16 protein-coding genes and 1 pseudogene are annotated in these 20,459 nt (G+C 56.0%); 10 read left to right on the top strand and 7 right to left on the bottom strand.

Translation table 11 applies throughout. The annotated features are described in order from the left end of the window. The coding region (locus C3708_RS23970) for a hypothetical protein (RefSeq protein WP_233210447.1) at nucleotides 1-63 on the top strand (63 nt) is incomplete at its 5' end. Between the two features lie 90 nt (nucleotides 64-153). Here the strand turns inward: C3708_RS23970 and C3708_RS23335 are convergent. Together C3708_RS23335 and C3708_RS23330 are read right to left on the bottom strand one after the other, a co-directional pair. Next, the gene (locus tag C3708_RS23335; RefSeq protein WP_103950407.1) at nucleotides 154-1,134 is read right to left on the bottom strand and encodes a nickel/cobalt transporter; all 981 of its coding nucleotides are present in this window, start codon (nucleotides 1,132-1,134) and stop codon (nucleotides 154-156) included. Next, nucleotides 1,125-1,763 carry a DUF1007 family protein gene (locus C3708_RS23330; RefSeq protein ID WP_095282913.1) on the bottom strand — a complete coding sequence of 213 codons (639 nt, stop codon included), beginning with the start codon at nucleotides 1,761-1,763 and terminating at the stop codon, nucleotides 1,125-1,127. Before C3708_RS23330 ends, C3708_RS23335 begins: the two co-directional genes overlap by 10 nt. 125 nt (nucleotides 1,764-1,888) lie before the next feature. Here C3708_RS23330 and csiE point away from each other — a divergent pair, with 125 nt between their 5' ends. Beyond that, nucleotides 1,889-3,166, top strand: a complete 1,278-nt coding sequence (csiE, locus tag C3708_RS23325; protein ID WP_095282914.1) for a stationary phase inducible protein CsiE — start codon at nucleotides 1,889-1,891, stop codon at nucleotides 3,164-3,166. On the opposite strand, the gene C3708_RS23320 is transcribed toward csiE, so the two are convergent. The 4 genes from C3708_RS23320 to C3708_RS23305 all read right to left on the bottom strand — a co-directional run bounded on the left by C3708_RS23320 (nucleotide 3,161) and on the right by C3708_RS23305 (nucleotide 10,012). Next, nucleotides 3,161-4,309, bottom strand: a complete 1,149-nt coding sequence (locus C3708_RS23320; RefSeq protein ID WP_095282915.1) for a 3-phenylpropionate MFS transporter — start codon at nucleotides 4,307-4,309, stop codon at nucleotides 3,161-3,163. The two genes, csiE and C3708_RS23320, sit on opposite strands and share 6 nt — an antisense overlap. Before the next feature lie 72 nt (nucleotides 4,310-4,381). After that, entirely contained in the window at nucleotides 4,382-5,227 is an 846-nt protein-coding gene (locus tag C3708_RS23315; RefSeq protein WP_103950406.1) for an aldose 1-epimerase, read from the bottom strand. After that, complete coding sequence (locus C3708_RS23310) at nucleotides 5,227-6,669, bottom strand: sugar porter family MFS transporter (RefSeq protein WP_103947290.1); 1,443 nt, start codon at nucleotides 6,667-6,669, stop codon at nucleotides 5,227-5,229. Before C3708_RS23310 ends, C3708_RS23315 begins: the two co-directional genes overlap by 1 nt. 70 nt (nucleotides 6,670-6,739) lie before the next feature. Continuing rightward, on the bottom strand, nucleotides 6,740-10,012 hold the full coding sequence (locus tag C3708_RS23305; RefSeq protein ID WP_103950405.1) for a DUF5107 domain-containing protein: 3,273 nt from the start codon (nucleotides 10,010-10,012) through the stop codon (nucleotides 6,740-6,742). A gap of 115 nt (nucleotides 10,013-10,127) precedes the next feature. Between C3708_RS23305 and C3708_RS23300 the strand changes: the two genes are divergently transcribed. The 6 genes from C3708_RS23300 to C3708_RS23275 all read left to right on the top strand — a co-directional run bounded on the left by C3708_RS23300 (nucleotide 10,128) and on the right by C3708_RS23275 (nucleotide 17,333). After that, entirely contained in the window at nucleotides 10,128-11,327 is a 1,200-nt protein-coding gene (locus C3708_RS23300; RefSeq protein WP_095282919.1) for an ROK family protein, read from the top strand. A 213-nt stretch (nucleotides 11,328-11,540) separates the two neighbouring features. Then, nucleotides 11,541-12,932 (top strand): MFS transporter, encoded by a 1,392-nt coding sequence (locus C3708_RS23295; protein WP_165790689.1) that lies wholly within the window; start codon nucleotides 11,541-11,543, stop codon nucleotides 12,930-12,932. Further along, the gene (locus tag C3708_RS23290) at nucleotides 12,929-15,121 is read left to right on the top strand and encodes an alpha-galactosidase (RefSeq protein ID WP_103950404.1); all 2,193 of its coding nucleotides are present in this window, start codon (nucleotides 12,929-12,931) and stop codon (nucleotides 15,119-15,121) included. The genes C3708_RS23295 and C3708_RS23290 overlap by 4 nt, the downstream gene beginning before the upstream one ends. A 71-nt stretch (nucleotides 15,122-15,192) precedes the next feature. Further along, on the top strand, nucleotides 15,193-16,611 hold the full coding sequence (locus tag C3708_RS23285) for an OprD family outer membrane porin (RefSeq protein WP_095282921.1): 1,419 nt from the start codon (nucleotides 15,193-15,195) through the stop codon (nucleotides 16,609-16,611). A gap of 27 nt (nucleotides 16,612-16,638) precedes the next feature. Then, nucleotides 16,639-16,821: a ChiQ/YbfN family lipoprotein gene (gene chiQ, locus C3708_RS23280; protein WP_095282922.1), complete on the top strand. Its 183-nt coding sequence runs from the start codon at nucleotides 16,639-16,641 to the stop codon at nucleotides 16,819-16,821. A gap of 89 nt (nucleotides 16,822-16,910) precedes the next feature. After that, complete coding sequence (locus C3708_RS23275; RefSeq protein ID WP_095282923.1) at nucleotides 16,911-17,333, top strand: DoxX family protein; 423 nt, start codon at nucleotides 16,911-16,913, stop codon at nucleotides 17,331-17,333. A gap of 80 nt (nucleotides 17,334-17,413) precedes the next feature. Here C3708_RS23275 and glyA read toward each other — a convergent pair whose 3' ends face one another. Continuing rightward, entirely contained in the window at nucleotides 17,414-18,667 is a 1,254-nt protein-coding gene (glyA, locus tag C3708_RS23270; protein WP_095282924.1) for a serine hydroxymethyltransferase, read from the bottom strand. Between the two features lie 304 nt (nucleotides 18,668-18,971). Between glyA and hmpA the strand changes: the two genes are divergently transcribed. Further along, on the top strand, nucleotides 18,972-20,150 hold the full coding sequence (gene hmpA, locus C3708_RS23265) for an NO-inducible flavohemoprotein (RefSeq protein ID WP_095282925.1): 1,179 nt from the start codon (nucleotides 18,972-18,974) through the stop codon (nucleotides 20,148-20,150). A gap of 181 nt (nucleotides 20,151-20,331) precedes the next feature. Next, a pseudogene (locus C3708_RS23260) lies at nucleotides 20,332-20,459 on the top strand (IS481 family transposase); the annotation flags it as partial.

Below are 20,459 nucleotides of genomic sequence, written 5' to 3'. Positions count from 1 at the left end.
AGCACGAAAGTGGGGGTGATCGACCTGAAGAAAAAGTCGATCACCATGGGTAAAGGATGTTAAATAGTGTTCACCATGTCCCCGAACACCTGTCTACCATGTCCCCGGACCGTACAGGGAGAGGGCTAGGGTGAGGGCATCAGGCCGCACCCTTTAAAACGGTCGTAACCCCCGCCCCACCGGCACCGCGCTGACCCCCATCGTCACCGCCGCCACCAGTAAAATTACCCCGCCTGCTAACGCCAGCGTCGTCCAGCCCACCTGCCGCCACAGTACCGGCGTTTTGTTGCCGCTCAGTTTCACCGCCAGCTGGCGAAAACTGTGGACCAGCAAGGCCAGAGACGTAATCGTCAGCGACGTCCCCGCAGCCATCGCCAGTGCGGAAATCACGCCCCAGCTAAATACCCCAATCACCTTACTGAACAGCAGCACCATGATTGCCCCGGAACAGGGCCGCATCCCCATCGACAGAATGATCATCAGCCGTGCGCGCCAGTCGTCCCCGCTTTGCAGCTGTTCTTGCGTCGGCAAATGCTGATGCCCGCAACCGCAGTGGGCATCGTGAACATGATGCGGCGTGAACGTTTTGAATTTGGGTTTCTGCAGCAAGGCCCGCAGTTTTTTGACCGCTCGCCAGCAGAGCAATAGCCCAAGCACGCCCACCAGCGCATAGCTCCCCTTCTCCAGCCAGAAACTGCTCATGTGCAGCTGACGAGCCGGGAGTTGCAGTACCGTCAGCACCACGACCACCAGCGCAATCGCCACCAGTCCCTGCAATAACGAAGAGGCAAGCGTTAAGCCGATACTCGATTTGAGCTTTGAAGGATGGGTCGCAAGCCAGGTGGTAATGACGATTTTCCCGTGGCCCGGCCCCAGCGCGTGCAGCACGCCGTATAGAAAACTGAAGATCAGCAGCGAGCCACCGGCTTTGGTCGGGTTCTCCGCCACCGCTTTGAGCAGTCCGCTCATTTGCTGATTGACCTCGCGCTGCCAGATGATGCTTTTCATCATCACCTGCGGCCACGCCTGCCAGAGCCAGAATGCGCCAACGGCGGCCAGAACCAGAAACAGGAATAGCGGCCAGAGGTGCAGCCAGCGGCGTTTTTTACTGAGAGAAGAAGCCATCACTGACATTGCACGGTCACCTGCTGCGCGAACTGTTTACCCAAATCCATATCCTCCGGCGGCGCATCGGCTTTATCGAGCGATAGCGCAAAGTTCATCGTCTCTTCACTCGGCTTTGGCGTATGGACTGCAATCGTGCAGCGCTTTTGCAGCGCGGCGGGAAGCGCCGCATCTTTGTCTTCGGCATAGCTCATGTCGACGTAATAGCTCGGATCAAAAGTCGAGAAAGTGTATTTCTGCCCGGCCAGCGGCTGCGGTTCGGCCAATGGCAAAATAAAGGTTAACACTGCCTGATGGCCATCGCGCTCCATGCCGTAGGTGGTCGGTCGATTAAGAAATTTAACCTTTTGCCCGTTATGCCAGAACTCGGTGAAATAGTGCTGCCCGAGCACATTGGCCATCACTTCCGCTGCCAGCTTTTTCCAGATCTCATCGCCAGGCTTTGCCGCGCCTGCATCATAAAGCAGATCGGCCGAGGTGATTTCATCCATCGTCCAGCGCATTTTCAGGCCGCTCATCTGCATATCATCGGCGACAATTTCCGTCTGCAGGCTGATAAAACTGTGAGGATGCGCACTGGCCGCCGAAGATAAAACCGCCAAAAATAGCGCCGAAGCGCTGTGTTTAACTATTTGCATCGATTCCTCACGTCAAAAATTCTGTGATGTTCTCCCGCATTCCTGACGGAAAGACCCACGGGTGCGCTTTCCTGCGCACATCCTTTAGCTATTCTTATCGAATACCCCTACTGGATACCCGACAGATGATGACGACACTCGAAAACCCATCTGTGCTTTCCAGTTCGCAGCGCCGCTGCCAGGTGCTTTTGATGCTTTACCTGCCAGGTTTTGTCGTCACCCCGCAAAGCATTATCGATATCAATGGGGTCGACGACGACATCGCACGGCAAGATATAGCCGAGACGCGCGATGAGATCCAGCGCTATCACCGGCTGAACATCGTGACGCATCATGACGGCAGCTACCGAATTGAAGGTACGACGCTCGATCAACGCTTATGCCTGCTGCACTGGTTGCGACGGGCGCTGCGGCTGTGCCCGCATTTTATTAGCCAACAGTTTACCCCGGCGCTTAAAACAGAGCTTAAACAGCTCGGCATCGCGCGTACGCTGTATGACGATACTAATTTGCGGGCGCTGATTGCCTTCTGTTCCCGCCGCCTGGAGCGCAACTTCGAGTGCCGCGACGTACAATTTTTGCAGCTCTATTTGCAATATTGCCTGATCCAGCATCATCTGGGGCAGACGCCGCAGTTTTCCCCCGTTCAGCGCCACTGGGCACATTCGCGCGGTGAATATCTGGCGGCGCAGGAGATTGTCCGCCACTGGCAGCGCCGGGTGCGACAAAGTCCGCACGCCGATGAGCCGCTGTTTCTGTCATTGCTGTTTATGATGCTGCGCACCCCCGATCCGCTGCGCGATGCGCATCAGCTGGACCAACGCCTGCGCCACGCCATCTCACGCATGATCGGCCGTTTTCGCGGGCAGACGGGAATGCGCTTTAGCGACGAACAGGGGCTGACGGATCAGCTGTATATTCATCTTTCCCAGGCGCTGGATCGCTCGCTGTTTGGCATCGGGATCGACAACAGCTTGCCGGAAGAGATTGGTCGCCTGTACCCGCGTCTGATGCGCACCACAAGGGATGTGCTGTTTGAAGTGGAAGCGGAATTTGGCCTGCGTTTTTCTGATGAAGAGATGTGCCTGGTGGCGGTGATTTTTGGCGCGTGGCTGATGCAGGAAACGGATCTGCATGAGAAACAGGTCGTGCTGCTAACGGGCGATGACAAAGCCAGTGAAGTGCTGATTGAGGGGCAACTGCGCGAACTGACGCTGCTGCCGCTCAACATTCGCTATGTGTCGCTTCAGACGTTCCAGAAAGAAGGCGCACCGCGCGAGGCGGCGCTGATCATTACCCCTTACGCCACCGCCCTGCCCCTGTTCTCGCCGCCGCTGATCCACGCCGTTGAGACGCTAAACCCGCAGCAGCAGGAACATATTCGCGCCATGCTGGAATCATAACGCCACGTTTTGCGCTGCCACTTTGGGACGAACCACCAGAGCCGGCAGCGCCACCAGCGCCATTACCCAGAACACGCCGTGGCCGAGATGCTGATACAGGAACCCCGCGAACACGGTCATCACCGCAATACTGCCGCCCATCGCCACTGCCGAATAGACCGCTTGCAGACGAATGACTTCGCTGCCCTGACGCGCAGCGATATAGCGCATCGCCGCCAGATGGCAGACGGTGAAGGTGCCGCAATGCAGGATCTGGGCGACAATCAGCCACGGTAAATCAGTCGTCCAGCCCATGATGCCCCAGCGCAGCACGCCGCACACGGCGGAGAGCAGGAGCAGATCGCGCGCACCAAAGCGGCGGAACAGCTTTTTGCTGAGAGCAAAAATGATGACTTCCGCCACCACGCCGAGCGACCAGAGATATCCAACAGCAGACGCAGAATAACCCGCGCCCTGCCAGTAAATCGCGCTGAAACCGTAGTACGCCGCGTGCGCGCCCTGCAATAAACAGACGCAGGCCAGAAAACGCCAGCTTTGCTTAATCAGTGTGCTCCACGCAGCCCAGCCGGTGCTCTCCTGCTGGCGGCTTTCACCCTGCGGTTTGACCGACGGTTGTAGCAGCATTCCCAGCAGCATCGAGGCAATCCCGACGCTGAGCAGCGCCAGAATGGCATGATAATCGTAAAGGCTGACCAGCTTGCCGACCAGCGCCGAGCCAATCACAAAGGCCACCGATCCCCACAGACGCACGCGCCCGTAGTCCATCGTTACCTGTTTTTGCCAGGTGTTCGCAAGGGCATCCGTCAGCGGAACCAGCGGCGAGAAGAAGAGGTTAAAGCCGACCATCACCACCATCAGCCAGGCAAACTGCTGGCTGACCCAGAAGCCTGCAAGGAACACCAGCGTGAGCAGCGCAAGAATGCGCATGGCTTTAATCAGCAGAGAGGGATCGCTGACGCGCGGCGCAATCAGCAGGCTGCCGAGGAATCGCGCCACCAGGCCTGCGCCCAGCAGTACGCCGATGGTTTCCGGAGTCAGGCCGATACCTTTGAGCCACACGCTCCAGAAAGGCAGAAAAATACCGTAGCTAAAAAAGTAGGTAAAATAGCTGAGCGCCAGCCAGCGCGTGGAATGCAAACCCATGAATCCCTCCCGTTTTGGAGGCGCTAGTCTGGCGCTAAAAAGGGGCTGGCGCAAGCGGGTATTAACAGCCGATTAACAGGAATTTACCGTTGATTCGACGGCAATTTCCATCGCCAAACGGGTACTGTCGCCCCGGCCTAACGCCACTAATCCTGGCTGTCCGGCCTGATGATGGGCGTTCACCGGATGACTCTGGGGTTCGAGGCATAAGAATGATTCACCCGACATTCGGAACAGCATCAGCCAGGGTGTTTGCGATGATAATGTGACAGTCATCACATCTCGCTGAATCTTCGCCACGCCGTTCCAGCCGGAATAGCCCACATTCAGCCAGCCGTTCTCACCGTGTTTTGCCTCGCAGAAATCGATCGCAGGTGGAATTTCACCCTGCCACGCCAGCGGCAAATGCTTCTCCCCTTCCGGCCAGTAGCCGCTGGCGAAAAACTGCACGCGACTTTCCGCCTCAAACACGAACCACGGATGAAAACCCAGCCCGTAGAGCATCGGGTTTTTGCCGAGGTGCGTGAGCGTCAGCTCCGCCCGCAGAACGTTTTCCCGCAACCGGTAACGCAGCTCGGCCAGATAGTCGAAACCGCAGGGGTGCTGGCTGCGAAGCAGAAGCAGGCACTCCGTATCCGATACGGATTCAACGGACCAGCGCTCAAGCCAGCCGTTGCCGTGCAGGAAGAACTCATCATCGACCGGACTGCGAGGCAGCGCGACTTCACGCCCCTGAAATGAAAAGCGATTCCCGGCCACCCGGTTTGCCAGCGGCAGCATTGGGAATAGTGCACTTTCACCTTTGTCCCACAGGACGTGTGTGTCGTGAGTGAGGGACACCAGCTCGCGCAGCCCGCCTCCCTGCGGGTCGACGCTAAGGCGCAGATGCGCGTTTTGAAGCAGTAACGAGTTCGCCATCAGTGAGCCCGTCCGGCATTCGCCGCGTGAGTACTTTTCGTGTGCTGTTTTTCCAGCTGTTCTTCCAGCGCTTCGAGGGTCACGCCTTTGGTTTCCGGCACGTTACGCAGAATGTAGAGATACCCAGCCGCACAAATCACGCCGTACAGCAGGAAGCTGCCCGCCGCGCCCAGCCCGGCATTGAGCAGCGGGAAGGTGTAGGTCAGCAGGAAACAGGCTACCCACAGAGCTAACGTTCCGAGCGACATCGCCAACCCACGCACGCGGTTAGGGAAGATTTCAGAGAGCAGCACCCAGGTGACCGGGGCCAGCGTCAGGGCGTAAATCGCAATCGCCGCCAGCACCAGCAGCAGAACCGGCCAACCCATGATGTTCATCGCATAGGCGCTGGCGATCAGCACATAGATAATGGTCAGGCCCGATGCGCCCAGCAGCATCAGCTTGCGACGCCCAATTTTGTCCACCAGCGGCAGCGCGGCGACGGTAAAGACGAGATTGATAATGCCCGTAGCCACAATCGATTTCAGGGTGTCGTTGATATCAAACCCGGCCGAGGCAAAGATCTCCTGAGCGTAGTTGAAGATCACGTTGATCCCGCACCACTGCTGGAACATCGCCAGCACCATGCCGATAATCACAATCGGTTTGATTTGCGGCTGCAACAGCGTGGAGTAAGAGACTTTCTGAGTGTCTTTTTCCAGCGTATGGGCAATCTCTTTCAGCGTCTGACTGGCGTACTGCGCGGTGCCAATGCGCTCCAGCATGGCGCGCGCACGTTCCGGTTTGCCGACTTTCATCAGCCAGCGCGGGGATTCCGGCACGAAGAACATCAGCAGTAAAAAGGCCAGAGCAGGCACCAGCCCTGCGCCAAACATCCAGCGCCAGCCGATTTGCCCGTTCCAGCTGTGGAGGATGGTCTCCTGCGTTGCGCCTGCCGCCACCGGCTCGGCGATCATCAGGTTTACCAGCTGCGCGGCCAGTACGCCAACCACGATGGTGAGCTGGTTGACCGCCACAAAGCGACCGCGTTTTTCTGCCGGGCTAACTTCGGCGATATAAAGCGGGCTGAGGGCCGAGGCGAGACCAATCCCGATGCCGCCAATAATGCGAAACACCACGAAAACGTCGAAATTATGCGCCAGCGCCGCGCCCAGCGCGGAGATGCTAAACAGCAGCGCCGACAGAATCAGTGGGCGCTTGCGTCCCAGCTTATCGGCGCACCAGCCAGAGATCAGCGCACCAAAAATACAGCCCACCAGCGCGGAGCTCATCGCCCAGCCGGACTGCGCCGGATCGGTTATTGAGAACCAAGCTTCGTAGAAGGGTTTTGCCCCGCCAATCACTACCCAGTCGTAGCCAAACAGCAGCCCACCGCAGGCCGCAACCAGGCAGATGGTCCAGACGTAGCCCATTTTCAGTTGTGTCTGTGCGTCATTATTCATCGTGATTCCTCTTTAAGGGAATGCAGGAAACAGAGGGTTAACAGGTGGGTTGCCCCACCTGTCAGGTCAGTTAGTTAAAAATGCCAGCCGCCTGCGCGTGCTGAACGAAATGCGCTTTGTCGTGCGCAGGATTCAGGGTTAACAGGGTATTGAGGAAACGCTGGCTGGCGGTGAAATCCCCCAGTCCCGCGTGGCCGAGCGCCTCGATAAACAGACAGTGCTGCTGATGCTGTAGCCCGGCGGGTGCATCAAGCACCACCAGATCCGGCAGCGAAACAGCAAAGAAATCGGCCTCAGGTACATCGTCGTGATGGGCTTTCGCCCAGGTCAGGAAACTGTTGAAGTGACGCTCGGCTGCGGCACTGTCGCCCAACGCGCGCATCGCCATCCCCTGCCAGAAGAGATAATCGGCGGGCTGGTCGTTATAATAGCGCCCGGCATCGAGCGAACTTCCGCCCTGCGCCGCGCGGGTGAAGCAGCGCTGCGCCTCGGCCTGGCTGTCGCACTGCGCATGGCAGTAGCCGAGCAGATACCAAATATCGTTATCCGTTTGCCCCGGCAGACGCCCTTCCCCGAGGTTATGCGGGTAGCGGAGCGCGGCCTGCAGCAGGTTTATCGCCTCAGCAAAATCCCCGCTGGCAATGTGCTGCAAGGCGCGATGCTGCTGGTTGAGCAGATACTGGCCGGTGACTTTGCCTTCCCCGCCCTCCCACGGGTGGAACTCGCGGGTTTTCAGTACGTTCGCTGCATCAGCGTAGCGTCCGGAGCCATTCCACAGACTCAGCAGTTCTGCCGTCAGGTCGTCGCGTTTAAGGGCAACATTTTCACGGGCGGACAGCATCGTCAGACGTTTCGCCACCGTTTCGCCAGTGAGTTTGTTCAGGTAGTCGAGTTCGAACAGGAAACGCGGATTTTCCGGTTCCAGCTCGACGGCACGTTGCAGATACTGCTGCGCCAGCGCCAAATCCTGCTGTTTGTTCCATGCGTAAATGCCCAGCAGGCGCTGGGCTGGCGCGAACTGCGGTTCCCGTTGCAGAGTGAATTGCCAGCAGGCCACCGCCTCGTCATAGCGACGTTTGCTGTACCAGAAGCAGCCCAACTGATAGCGGGCAAAGGCATCATCCTGCAAGTTTTGCAGCATTTGCACTTCGTCGAGCGCGTTCGGGAAACGCACGCGGTTAGGCTCGCAGCGCCGCGCGGCAGCGAGGTGACGGGCGCGCGTTTCTGCATTTTCACTTAGCGCCGCACGCCACAATTGCGGGAGCGTCTCCTGGCTGTCGAGCAGATCCAGCACCTCGCGCGTCGCATCACTCATGCCCATCGACGTTAACCAGCCCGCCAGCACGCAGGCATTTGCCCCGCGACGACCCGTCACCTGACGCAGTTTTTCCCGCGAGATGTCATCTTGATTTATCGCCCAGCGCGCATAGTGCAGGGTGTAGCTGAGAGGATGGGTGCGCAGACCGGCATCAATAAACGCCAGCGCGTCGTCTTCGCGCCCGAGTTTCGCCAGCGCCAGCACCTTCAGCCCCATCGCCAGATTGTTACTGGCGTTGATACCAAGGCTGACCTCAACCTTTTCCAGCGCGTTGGCGTAGTCACCGCGTTTCATCGCCAGACGCGCCAGCGACCAGAACGCCGCGTCGCGACAGTTCCCGCTCCACGACGCTTTGTAGTAGTGATCCCAGGCTTTTTCGTCATCACCCAGACGCTCGAGCGCCGTCGCCAGCAGCTGGCTGGCTTCGCCATCGCGCGGGTTTTTATTCAGCTGATGGGCGCGTACCAAAGCCGCTTTCGCGCACTGCTGCGCCAGGGCCCAGTCTGCGCGGTTGAGCGCCAACGTCCCGAGCGCGACGTTGTTGCGATAGTCGTGCGCGTCCAGCGCCAGCGCACGGCGGTAGTAATCTTCCGCGTAACGGCTGGCGTGGTTGTACTGCTCCAGGTGCTGGCCGATAAAATAGAGTTCGTCGCAATTTGTGATGTTTTCCGGCAATGCCGGTGCGGTGGCCGGTGCGGGCAGCGGCGTCTCCTCCGGAATGTGCTCCTGATAGCTCAGCAGCGTGCGGCCCGAAGCGTCTTTGACCGTCAGGGTTAAACGCGCGTCGTGGCCTGCCAGCGTCTGCTGGTGGCTCTCGCCCGGCATCAGGCTGAGGCGCGTTTGCCAGAGCGTTTTACCTTCAGCGCTCAGTTCAAGACTCACCTCCACCAGCGGCGCGATGGCGTAAATTCCCAGCTGTAAATGCGGCGCGTGGCGTTCCAGTTTTAACGCCAGCTGGGTATTGGCGTTCTGCACCATACCCAGCTCGCTGTAAGGCAGGAAATTCTGCACGAACACTTTCTCTTCGTACGGCGCAAGCCAGGTGAAATCCGGCTGGTTATCGGTAAAGACGCCGGTCATCAGCTCAATATAGGGGCCGTTTTCATCCGTCAGATGGCGATCCCAGGCGCGGCCAAACTCTTCATGGCCCCAGGTCCACTGCTTTTTACCCGGTGAAACTTGATGATCGGCAACGTGCAGCAACCCGCCGCGCTCACCGTGGTGGTACGCCCCGACAAAATCGTAATCAGATTTCTCGGCCATGTAGGAGGTCGGCACTGGCACGTTTTTGTAGCGCGAGATATCCACGCCCGCCGAATAGTCGACTTTGTAATAGGTTCCATGAGCAATCGGGAAGGCGGAGACATCGCGTTTACCGTGATCAAAGACTGCCGTCACATCTGGCGGGAAAACGCTCTGGTGGTCGTCCCCGCCCTTCACCGCCGGGTTGGCCCACCACAGGAAGTGGCGCGGCGTGGCGTTGGGGTTAAATACTTTGCCGGTAATTTCGATCAGCGCGCGATCCGGATAAAGCGTAAAACCGGTCATCACCTGCAGGCCGCGCATCGGCTCGGCTTCGCCCATCCAGACGGTTTGCGCGCCGTTGTCACCAGGCTGAATGGTCACATCCACGGGCATAAACGTGGTCGGACGATGGTGCTGCGGCCAGTTAAATTCTATACCGCCGGAGATCCACGGCCCGAGCAGGCCGACCAGCGCGGGTTTGACCACCTCGTTGTAGTAGACAAAATCGCGCTCTTTGACTTTGTCATAGGCGCGGTGAATTCTTCCGCCCAATTCCGGCAGCAGCATAATGCGGATAAAGTCGTTTTCCATCCACACCGCCTGGTACTCGCGCATTTCGCGTTTGCCCGTCAGGGTGTCGGTGACGCCATAGGGATAGACCGCGCCGGACGAGCCTTGATAGACGCGTTTTTCGAGGAACATCGGATTGGTATCTTCGCTGCCTGTCGTCCAGGTGGGGAGAGAGAGAGTTTCTTGCCAGACTTTAACAACTCCGTACATAGCCATTCTCCAGTAAACAAATGTTAGTGAATGAGGGGATGGCAACAGTCTGGCGGAGAGTGATATGTTTTAATTGCTTAAAGCTCACGCAATACAGTTAACGAGGTTTAGTGAAATGCAGGAGTCAGGTCTGAACAATCAGCGGGTGCGACAGCTTAATCGCCAGACTCTGCTGAAACTGGTGTGGAAACACAAACAGCTGAGCAAATCGCGTTTTGCGCAATTTACCGGCCTGTCGATTCCGGCAGTCAGCAAAATCCTCGATGAACTGGTGGAGGATGGCAAACTCAGCCACTCCAGTGAAAATATGAGCAGCAGAGGGCTGAACGGCGGCAGTTATCAGATTCCGCCTGAGGGCGATTACATTCTCTGCATGAATGTGACCCCCACCAGTATCGAAAGCCAACTTTGCGATGCGCAGCTGTCGGCGCTCGGTGAGTTTGAACGCCGCGCCATCAGCGCTCCCACACCGCAGGCACTGCTGGCCGCAATTGAATCTATCTGGCTGCTGCAGTCAAAAAACTGGCCGCGAAAAATCATTAACCTGGCGCTGGGCATTCACGGCCAGGTTGACCCGGTGACCGGCGTGTCGCAAACCATGCCGCAAGCACCGTGGCGCGGGAACGTGGAGATTAAATATCTGCTGGAGGAGAAGCTGCGCGTCACGGTGAAGCTGGATAACGACTGCGTGATGCTGGCCCTCGCGGAGAAATGGCAAAATGCGCAGAACCGCGAGGATTTTTGCGTGATTAACGTCGATTACGGTATCGGCTCGTCGTTCGTGATTAACGGACAAATTTATCGCGGGAATTTATACGGTAGCGGGCAAATCGGGCATACGATCGTTAACCCGGATGGCGCGATGTGCGACTGTGGCCGCTATGGCTGCCTGGAGACGGTGGCCTCCCTTTCCGCCCTGAAAAAACAGGCGCGGATCTGGCTTAAGAGCCACCCTGCTGTCCCGCAGCAAGATCCTGAAACCCTCAGCTCACAGCAGCTGGTGAAAGCCTGGCACGCGGGCGACGAACACGTGATGCGCTGGGTGGAAGAGTCGGCGCATGCGATTGGCCTGAGCCTGTATAACTTCCTCAACATTCTGAATATCAATCAAATTTGGTTTTATGGCCGCAGCTGCGGGTTTGGTGAGAGTTGGCTTGAAGCGATAAAACAGCGCATCGGCTTTAATCCGTTTGATCACAGCGATGGCTTAAAGCGCAATGCCACGCAGATTAATTTTGGCGGCTTAACCCGCGCCCAGCAGGTAATGGGCATTGGATATTTGTATGTCGAAGCCGCGCTTGAAAATGAAGGCTAACGCGATTCAGCTTTTCCTTTAATATATTTACCGGGTAAATATTTTATTAAGACAAAGAGATTATTAGCTTTTCGATTAGTAATCCGTGTTTACTGAAATATAAACGCCCGCGCAAAGTCCGTTTCATTTTAGCCTCCTACAATTGCCAACGTTCAATTCTCTCCGGGTTCAATAAAATGAATCCGCGCTTCCTGGCAATTAGGAGTTTTCAGAATGGAATTAGCACAAGTCAATGAGCAAAAGACCGTGAAGAAGGATAATTTCGCGAGCGACAGAGTTTCCTGGAGCACCGCTATTTCCTATGGCATGGGGAGCTTCGGGGCAAATGTGATGTATGCCTTTATCGCTATCTATCTCATGCTTTACTATACCGACAGTTTTGGCATCAAAGCCGCAGCAGTCGGATTATTGTTTTTAATCGCCCGCCTTGTCGATGGCGCAACGGATATTGCCCTCGGCATTCTGGTGGATAATACCCACACAAAAATGGGGAAATTCCGCCCGTGGATTCTGGTCGGCAGTATTCTGGTTTCTCTGACCACCGTCGCCTGTTTTCTGAGTCCGGATCTTTCAGAGGCCGGAAAGCTGGTATATGCCTACTCGACCTATATATTGTGGAGTGTCTGCTTCGCGATCATCGATATTCCCTACTGGTCGCTGTCTGCCGCCATCACGCAGAATCCGACCGAACGCACCAAAGTGATTACCATTCCCCGAACCATTGCCACCTTCGGATTTCTCTCCGTCAGCGCCTCGACGCTGTGGCTGGTAAAGTACGTCGGAAGCTGGTGGGCCGTGGCCATTATTTACAGTGTGGTGTTTCTGGTGTGTATGCTAATTACCTTTTTTGGCGTCAAGGAAAAGCATACGGTGCCGCGCAAAGAGCGTCAGAGTTTCAAAGGATTCTGGACCTTGTTAAAACAGCATCGCCCGCTGCGGTTATTACTCATCGGGATGTTCTTATTAGAAATGATCGGCGTAATTCGTGGAACCTTCCAGCTTTACTTCTTTATCTATAATTTAAATGCTGAAATGATGTTAGGGATTTTCCTGACTGTATCGATGATTGCACAGGTTTTGGGTGCCGTAGCCTCTCCCTTTATTTCTGCCAGAATAGGAAAAAAGAATACCGCTATTTACAGCAGCGCGGTCATGGCGCTGGCCTGTATGCTGTTATTCTTTTTCCAGTCCAACATCATATTAATCTTTATTGTTGGCGCTCTGGCGCCGTTCTGTGGCGGGATTGGGCAAATCTCCCTTTATTCGATGGTCGCAGACTGCGTGGAATACGGCGAGTGGCGCAGCGGCAATCGCTCCGAAGGAATGGTTTTTTCACTCAATATTTTTAAAACCAAACTCTCAGGCGCTATTGGCGGCGCAATCGGTGGATTTATGCTGTCGTGGGCCGGATATATTCCGCATCAGATTCAGGCGACCGAGACCGCCATGTGGATCGGTCTGCTATTCACGATGATTCCGGGCGTATTAACCCTGCTAAGTCTGGTCCCGCTTGCTCGCTATGAAATTACCGAAGAACGTTTCTACGAAATTTTGAGCGATATCCATCAACGTAACGCCGCGTCCTCTGCCGAGGTGAAAGCATGATTATCTGGAACCCTGAAAAACAGTCTTTCCACCTGCAGAATAGCCAGATTAGCTACGTATTCGGGATTGCGCATCAGCGTTATCTGGTTCACTGCTACTGGGGTAAACGTATTGCCGATTGTTCGCAACCGCATGATTACCCGAAGCTCGACCGGTCATCGTTTTCCCCGACACCAGCCGAATGGCCGGACAGGACGTTCTCGCTGGATACGGTGTTACAGGAATATCCCGGACACGGCGCGGGCGATTACCGCGAGCCTGCCTTTGAAGTGCGTTATGCCGACGGGCATCAGGTGTCGAACCTGCACTATGTTTCACATCAGATAGTGTCAGGGAAACTCGCCCTCGATGGCCTTCCCGCCACATGGGTCAGTTCGCCGGAGGAAGCACAAACGCTGAGGGTGACGATGGCCGATCCCGTTACGCATCTGCAGGTGGAACTTAGCTACACGATTTTTCGTGACCTGCCGGTGGTAACGCGCCACGCGCGGATCACAAACCCGGGCGTCAAACCGCTGCGTCTGCTGCGCGCTCTGAGCTGTTCGCTGGATTTCCCCGACAGCGAGTTTGAGCAGATCCAGTTCCCCGGCGCGTGGGCGAGGGAGCGTCAGCTGCATCGTCAGCCGCTGAACCCCGGCATAACGGTCCTCGACAGCAAGCGCGGGGCGAGCAGTACCCATCAGCAGCCGTTTATTGGCCTGGTTCGCCCGCATACCACCGAAATGCAGGGCGAGGCGTGGGGGTTGCATCTGGTCTACAGCGGTAATTTTACCGCCCGCACCGAAGTAGATGCGTATCAACAGACCCGCGTTCAGCTCGGCATTAACCCTCATGGTTTTGGCTGGGAACTAAACCCCGGCGACAGTTTCCAGACACCAGAGGCGGTGCTCGCCTGGTCGGAAACTGGGCTGAATGGGCTTTCTCATGCCCTACACACGCTCTATCGCGACCATCTGGTGCGTGGCCCCTATCGCCATCAGACCCGCCCGATTCTCGCCAACAACTGGGAATCGACGTATTTCGATTTTAATGAGGAAAAATTACTGCGTTTTGCGCGCAACGCCAAAGCGCTCGGCGTGGAACTGCTGATGCTCGACGACGGCTGGTTCGGTGAGCGCAACGGAGATACGTCGTCGCTAGGCGACTGGTTTGTTAACCAGCAGAAATTCCCCCACGGTCTGCGCCCGCTGATCGATCAAGTGCATGCCCTGGAGATGAAGTTCGGCCTGTGGTTTGAGCCGGAAATGGTGTCGCGGCGCAGCGAGCTGTTTGCTGAGCACCCGGACTGGGTCCTCAACGCGGGCGATCAACCGCTCTCCGAAGGGCGTAATCAGTACATCCTCGATTTAGGCCGCCCGGAAGTGCGCGACAATATTCTTGAACAGCTGAGTACGTTTCTCGCCAGCCATCCCGTCGATTACATCAAGTGGGATATGAACCGCAACATGACCGAAGTCGGCTCTTCGACGGCGCGAGCCGCACAACAGCAGGAGACGGCGCATCGCTACATGCTGGGCCTGTATGCGCTGCTGGATGCGCTGACCACACGCTTCCCGCACATTTTGTTTGAGTGCTGCGCGGGCGGCGGCGGACGCTTCGATCCGGGGATGCTGTTTTACATGCCGCAGGCCTGGGTCAGCGACAATACCGATGCCGCCTCGCGGGTGCAGATCCAATACGCCACCAGCATGTTGTATCCGCCGGTTATGCAGTGCGCCCATGTTTCCGAAGTGCCTAACCATCAGATGGGGCGCTCCACCAGCATGGCGATGCGCGGGGCCGTCGCCATGAGCGGCAATTACGGCCTGATGCTCGATCTGATGCACAGCAACGCCGAGCGCGATGACGCCGTGCGCCAGCAGATCGCATTCTACAAACAGCACCGGAAACTGCTGCAATTCGGCACTTTCTGGCGACTCATCTCACCGTGGGAAAACCCTGATTTTGCCGCCTGGATGTTTGTCTCTCCCGACCAAAGCGAAGCGCTGCTGATGGCCTTCTCGCTAGTGAGCCACGCCTCGGCTCCCCTGCGTAAAATCCGTCTCGCCGGGCTGGACTCTGCTTCGCGGTATCAGTTGGACAACCAGTGTCTCGGCGGGGATGAGCTGATGTACCGCGGGATCTTCGTCGATCCCCCTCTGAGCCGGGATTACATCAGCCGCATCTGGCATCTGAAACGTCAGCCTTAACGCCAGGGGGCGCTGGCCCCCATTAATCGCGCTGTTCTGAATATCAGTCTTCACATGGAGGAGGAGTTTCTATGCACTATTTTCGCCTTTACGCGCTGCTTGCCACTCTGCTGGCAAGCGTGCCTGTCATTCTATTTCCTGCCCCTGCCACCGCGTCCGGCTTCGTTGATGATTCTCATCTCACCGGCGGAATTTATTATTCCCAGCGCTATCGCGACAAGCGCGACATGACCGTCGGCAGCGAGGATTACGGGCATTACGTGGAAGATCTTCACCATTCGACCTTTAACGCCAATCTCGATTTCACCTCCGGTTACGCGGCGGACCTGATTGGCCTCGACGTGGCCGGTTTTGCCGCCGCCAACCTTGCCACCGGCAGTGCGGCGCATCCGAATGAAATTAGCCTGAGCTCTGCACATCAGCGCTGGGGAGAGGACTGGTCCGGCGATAAGGGCGGTTTTAATCTCTACAAAGCGGCGCTGAAAATGAAATATGACGATTACTGGATGCGCGCAGGTTACATCCAGCCGTCCGGCCAGACGCTACTCGCCGTGCATTGGGGCTTTGTGCCCGGTGCTTATCAGGGGGCGGAGATCGGCGGCAACTGGGATTTTGGCGAGCACGGCGCGCTGTCCAGTTCGTACCTATGGTCGGATAAATACAAAGCCCCGTGGTACACGGAGATGTACGAGTTCCGCGCGGCGGATAACACCACCAAAATCAATTACGTTCACTCTCTTGGGCTGCGTTACGACTTCAAAAATAAACTGGTGCTGGAGGCTTCGATGGCTCAGGCAGCTGATTTTATGGATCAGTATTTCGGCAAAGTGTCGTACAGCTTCCCGGTGGCCGGCAACGACTTGCGCATGAGCTATCAGTTTTACGGCGCAAAAGACAAAGTGGGCGATAACACCATCGCCGCCTATGGTTCCGTCAACGACGAATATGACGGGTTAGCCTGGCTGCAGGGCATCATGCTCGGCTATACCGTGGATACGCTGGATTTCCGCCTCGAAGCGCAGACCGTAAAAGCCGAAGGTAACCAGGGCTTCTTCCTGCAACGTATCACCCCGGCTTATGCCAGCTCCAACGGACGACTGGATATCTGGTGGGATGCGGCATCCGACTTTGATGCCAACGGTGAAACCTCTGTCTTCGCCGGTGTGACCTATGACCTGAAAAATTACGATCTGCCCGGCTGGGCGATTGGCGCAGGTTATGCCTACGGCTGGAATGGTAAACCCTGCACTACCTGTACCGTGAACGGAGAGCTTGCCGATCAGAGTCAGCGCATCGATGAATCTGCCTGGACCTTCAATATCGCCCACACGGTGCAGACCGGCCGCCTGAAAGGCACGCTGTTTAATCTGCACTACATCAACTACGACAACCACGGCAGTAACCCCAACTACAGCGGCGGCTACAACAACATGTTCCAGGACGAAATCGACATTAAATTCAATGTGATTGCGCCATTTACGATTTTTTAATCGCTCATAAACCACAGGAGATCAGAGATGAAAATAATAGGGATAGTTTTTGGGCTTTTACTGCTGGCGGGCTGTCAGACATCGCCCTCTTCGCAAACTCAGGAAACCGTTTCACCCACCGACTATCAGGCCTGTATTCAAGCCGCTAAAAGCGGGAACGGTGCGGAAAGCGAGGCGAAGTGTGAGAGGGTGATGGATGACACGCGCTAAGGGTTAAGCAGCTGATTATTTGGTCTTATGGCGGAGTTCCGGGTTGTGTATTAGCTTTAACGTAAACCCCACCCAATAACGAGCCTGCCATGAACACTCTACGCTATTTCGATTTCGGTCAGTCCCGCTCGCTGGTTCTGCTGATTGCACGTATCGCGGTTGTTGTGTTGTTTATTATTTTTGGACTTCCAAAAATAACCGGGTTTGATGGAACAGTGCAGTATATGACGTCGCTCGGCGCACCGATGCCAATGCTGGCGGCGATTATTGCGGTGATCATGGAAGTGCCCGCCGCGATTTTGATTGTGCTCGGTTTCTACACCCGACCACTGGCAGTGTTATTTGTCTTCTATACCCTGGGGACGGCGGTGATTGGCCACCACTACTGGGATATGAGTGGCGATGCGGTGATGCCGAACATGATTAACTTCTACAAGAATGTGAGTATTGCCGGGGCGTTTCTGTTACTGGCCGTGACCGGGCCAGGGGCGATATCGATCGACCGTCGGTAACATCCTCGCTTATCGGGCCGACATTATTCCCAGACAATAAAAAAGGCCGCTTACGCGGCCTTTTAAACTGAAACGAGATCTTACGCGTACACAGGGAAACGTGCGCAGATATCCAGCACTTTGCCTTTGATACGTTCGATAACCGCTTCGTCGTTGATGTTGTCGAGAACATCACACATCCAGCCAGCCAGCTCTTTCACTTCAGCTTCTTTGAAACCGCGGCGAGTCACAGCCGGAGAACCGATACGGATACCGGACGTCACAAACGGGCTCTTCGGATCGTTAGGTACGCTGTTTTTGTTCACGGTGATGTTGGCACGGCCAAGCGCAGCATCTGCTTCTTTACCGGTCAGGTTTTTGTCCACCAGATCCAGCAGGAACAGGTGGTTCTCAGTGCCGCCAGAAACCACTTTGTAGCCGCGGTTCAGGAACACTTCCACCATCGCTTTGGCGTTTTTGGCAACCTGCTGCTGGTAAACTTTGAACTCTGGCTCCATCGCTTCTTTCAGTGCGACAGCTTTAGCCGCGATGACGTGCATCAGCGGGCCGCCCTGTGCGCTTGGGAACACAGCAGAGTTCAGTTTCTTATACAGATCTTCGTCACCGCCTTTCGCCAGGATCAGGCCGCCGCGCGGACCCGCCAGGGTTTTGTGGGTGGTGGTGGTCACTACGTGCGCGTGTGGAACCGGGTTCGGGTAAACGCCTGCCGCGATCAGACCGGCAACGTGTGCCATATCCACGAACAGGTATGCGCCGATGCTGTCTGCGATTTCACGCATTTTGGCCCAGTCAACCACGCCGGAGTAAGCAGAGAAACCACCGATGATCATCTTCGGTTTGTGGGTCTGTGCCTGCTTCGCCATGTCTTCGTAGTCAATTTTACCGGACTCATCAATACCGTAAGGGATGATGTTGTACAGTTTACCGGAGAAGTTAACCGGGGAACCGTGAGTCAAGTGACCGCCCTGCGCCAGGTTCATACCGAGAACGGTATCGCCCGGCTGCAGCAGCGCGGTGTAAACCGCGAAGTTAGCCTGAGAACCAGAGTGCGGCTGAACGTTCGCGTAGTCTGCGCCGAACAGCTCTTTTGCACGGTCAATCGCCAGTTGTTCAACGATATCAACGTACTCGCAACCGCCGTAGTAGCGCTTGCCCGGGTAACCTTCTGCATATTTGTTGGTCAGCTGAGAACCCTGCGCCTGCATGACGCGCGGGCTGGTGTAGTTCTCGGAGGCGATCAGTTCGATGTGCTCTTCCTGACGTACTTTTTCCTGCTCCATAGCCTGCCACAGTTCGGCATCATAATCGGCAATGTTCATTTCACGCTTTAACATCCGCATCTCCTGACTCAGCTAACAATAAAATTTGGCCTAGAAAAGGCTGTCCTGATAGACGACGGGCAACAGTATAACCGAATAGTGTTGCGATAACAGGTCTTGACAAACGATTTTACGCAAACGTTTACCTCCACGCCACGCAAGGGTTTGAGGAATAAAGACCTCGCGGTTTTCAATGGATTTCTTTTCAGGTTTGTGATGCAACTATTTCATGTTGCAAAGAACCATTTACAACACAGGGTTATTTTTTATAAGATGCATTTAAAATACATCATTAAAATAACTGTCCAAGGAAGTTGCTATGTTAGACGCTCAAACCATCGCTACAGTCAAAGCTACCATTCCCCTGCTGGTCGAAACTGGACCTAAACTCACCGCCCATTTTTACGATCGCATGTTCGCGCACAACCCGGAGCTCAAAGAGATTTTCAATATGAGCAACCAGCGCAACGGCGATCAGCGCGAAGCCCTGTTTAACGCCATCGCCGCGTATGCCAGCAATATTGAAAACCTGGCCGCGCTGCTGCCTGCCGTCGAGAAAATCGCCCAGAAGCACACCAGCTTCCAGATTAAACCGGAGCAATATGACATCGTCGGCGGGCACCTGCTGGCGACGCTGGACGAGATGTTCAGCCCAGGCCAGGAGGTGCTTGACGCCTGGGGCAAAGCCTACGGCGTGCTGGCGGGTGTGTTCATCAATCGTGAAGCGCAGATTTACAGCGAACACGCCACGAAAAACGGCGGCTGGGAAGGTACGCGCGCATTCCGTATCGTCGAAAAAACTCCGCGCAGTGCGCTTATTACTAGCTTTGAATTTGAGCCGGTCGACGGACAGCCGGTCGCGGATTATCAGCCGGGCCAGTATCTCGGCGTGTGGCTAAAGCCTGAAGGGTTCCCGCATCAGGAAATTCGTCAATATTCACTCACCCGTAAAGCGAATGGCAAAGGCTATCGTATTGCGGTGAAACGTGAAGACGGCGGTCAGGTTTCGAGCTGGCTGCATAATCATGCTGTCGTCGGGGATGTGGTTCATCTGGCTGCGCCTGCGGGTGATTTCTTTATGGCGGTAGAGGCGAACACTCCGGTGACGCTGATTTCCGCGGGTGTTGGTCAAACGCCAATGCTGGCAATGCTGGATACCCTCGCAGCGGCTAACCACAGCGCTCAGGTAAACTGGTTCCACGCGGCAGAAAACGGCCAGGTGCATGCTTTTGCTGATGAAGTGAAGACCCTGGGTGCCACGCTGCCGCACTTTGCTTCGCATGTCTGGTTTAATCAACCCGAAAGCGGAGACCGGTTTGATAGCGCAGGGCTGATGGATTTACGCACTCAGGAAGGGTTGTTCAGCGATCCGGCGATGCAGTTTTATCTTTGCGGTCCGGTCGGGTTTATGCAGTTTGCGGCGAAGCAGCTGGTTGAGCTGGGTGTGAACGCAGAGCAGATTCATTACGAATGCTTTGGTCCGCACAAGGTTCTGTAAGCCCAAAAAAGCCGGGTGGCGCTGCGCTTACCCGGCCTACAAGGTAAATGCAAAACGGCAACTCTGTTGCCGTTTTTAATGTTTTCGCCCTCTCCCTGTGGGAGTGTACGGTCCGGGGACATCATGAACACTTGTTCGGGGACATGGTAGACACTTACAACTAAGGCATACGAACCCGTTTTTGGAGTCGCTTATGCCCTGGGATGCGAGAGATACCATGTCATTACGTACCGAGTTTGTTCTGTTCGCCTCGCAAGACGGGGCGAACATCCGTTCTCTTTGCCGTCACTACGGCATTTCGCCCGCTAC

Origin of the sequence: Lelliottia sp. 7254-16 (genome assembly GCF_002922995.1) — a bacterium.
Taxonomy (GTDB): Bacteria; Pseudomonadota; Gammaproteobacteria; order Enterobacterales; family Enterobacteriaceae; genus Enterobacter; species Enterobacter jeotgali.
Note: the sequence above shows the minus strand (reverse complement) of the source record. Positions and strands in the feature narration are given on the sequence as shown.

Coding starts and splice junctions, on each gene's coding strand:
- C3708_RS23335 (WP_103950407.1), bottom strand. CDS start 1,134: ATGTCAGTGATGGCTTCTTCTCTCAGTAAAAAACGCCGCTGGCTGCAC.
- hmpA (WP_095282925.1), top strand. CDS start 18,972: ATGTTAGACGCTCAAACCATCGCTACAGTCAAAGCTACCATTCCCCTG.
- C3708_RS23290 (WP_103950404.1), top strand. CDS start 12,929: ATGATTATCTGGAACCCTGAAAAACAGTCTTTCCACCTGCAGAATAGC.
- C3708_RS23305 (WP_103950405.1), bottom strand. CDS start 10,012: ATGTACGGAGTTGTTAAAGTCTGGCAAGAAACTCTCTCTCTCCCCACC.
- C3708_RS23285 (WP_095282921.1), top strand. CDS start 15,193: ATGCACTATTTTCGCCTTTACGCGCTGCTTGCCACTCTGCTGGCAAGC.
- C3708_RS23330 (WP_095282913.1), bottom strand. CDS start 1,763: ATGCAAATAGTTAAACACAGCGCTTCGGCGCTATTTTTGGCGGTTTTA.
- glyA (WP_095282924.1), bottom strand. CDS start 18,667: ATGTTAAAGCGTGAAATGAACATTGCCGATTATGATGCCGAACTGTGG.
- csiE (WP_095282914.1), top strand. CDS start 1,889: ATGATGACGACACTCGAAAACCCATCTGTGCTTTCCAGTTCGCAGCGC.
- C3708_RS23275 (WP_095282923.1), top strand. CDS start 16,911: ATGAACACTCTACGCTATTTCGATTTCGGTCAGTCCCGCTCGCTGGTT.
- C3708_RS23300 (WP_095282919.1), top strand. CDS start 10,128: ATGCAGGAGTCAGGTCTGAACAATCAGCGGGTGCGACAGCTTAATCGC.
- chiQ (WP_095282922.1), top strand. CDS start 16,639: ATGAAAATAATAGGGATAGTTTTTGGGCTTTTACTGCTGGCGGGCTGT.
- C3708_RS23320 (WP_095282915.1), bottom strand. CDS start 4,309: ATGGGTTTGCATTCCACGCGCTGGCTGGCGCTCAGCTATTTTACCTAC.
- C3708_RS23310 (WP_103947290.1), bottom strand. CDS start 6,669: ATGAATAATGACGCACAGACACAACTGAAAATGGGCTACGTCTGGACC.
- C3708_RS23295 (WP_165790689.1), top strand. CDS start 11,541: ATGGAATTAGCACAAGTCAATGAGCAAAAGACCGTGAAGAAGGATAAT.
- C3708_RS23315 (WP_103950406.1), bottom strand. CDS start 5,227: ATGGCGAACTCGTTACTGCTTCAAAACGCGCATCTGCGCCTTAGCGTC.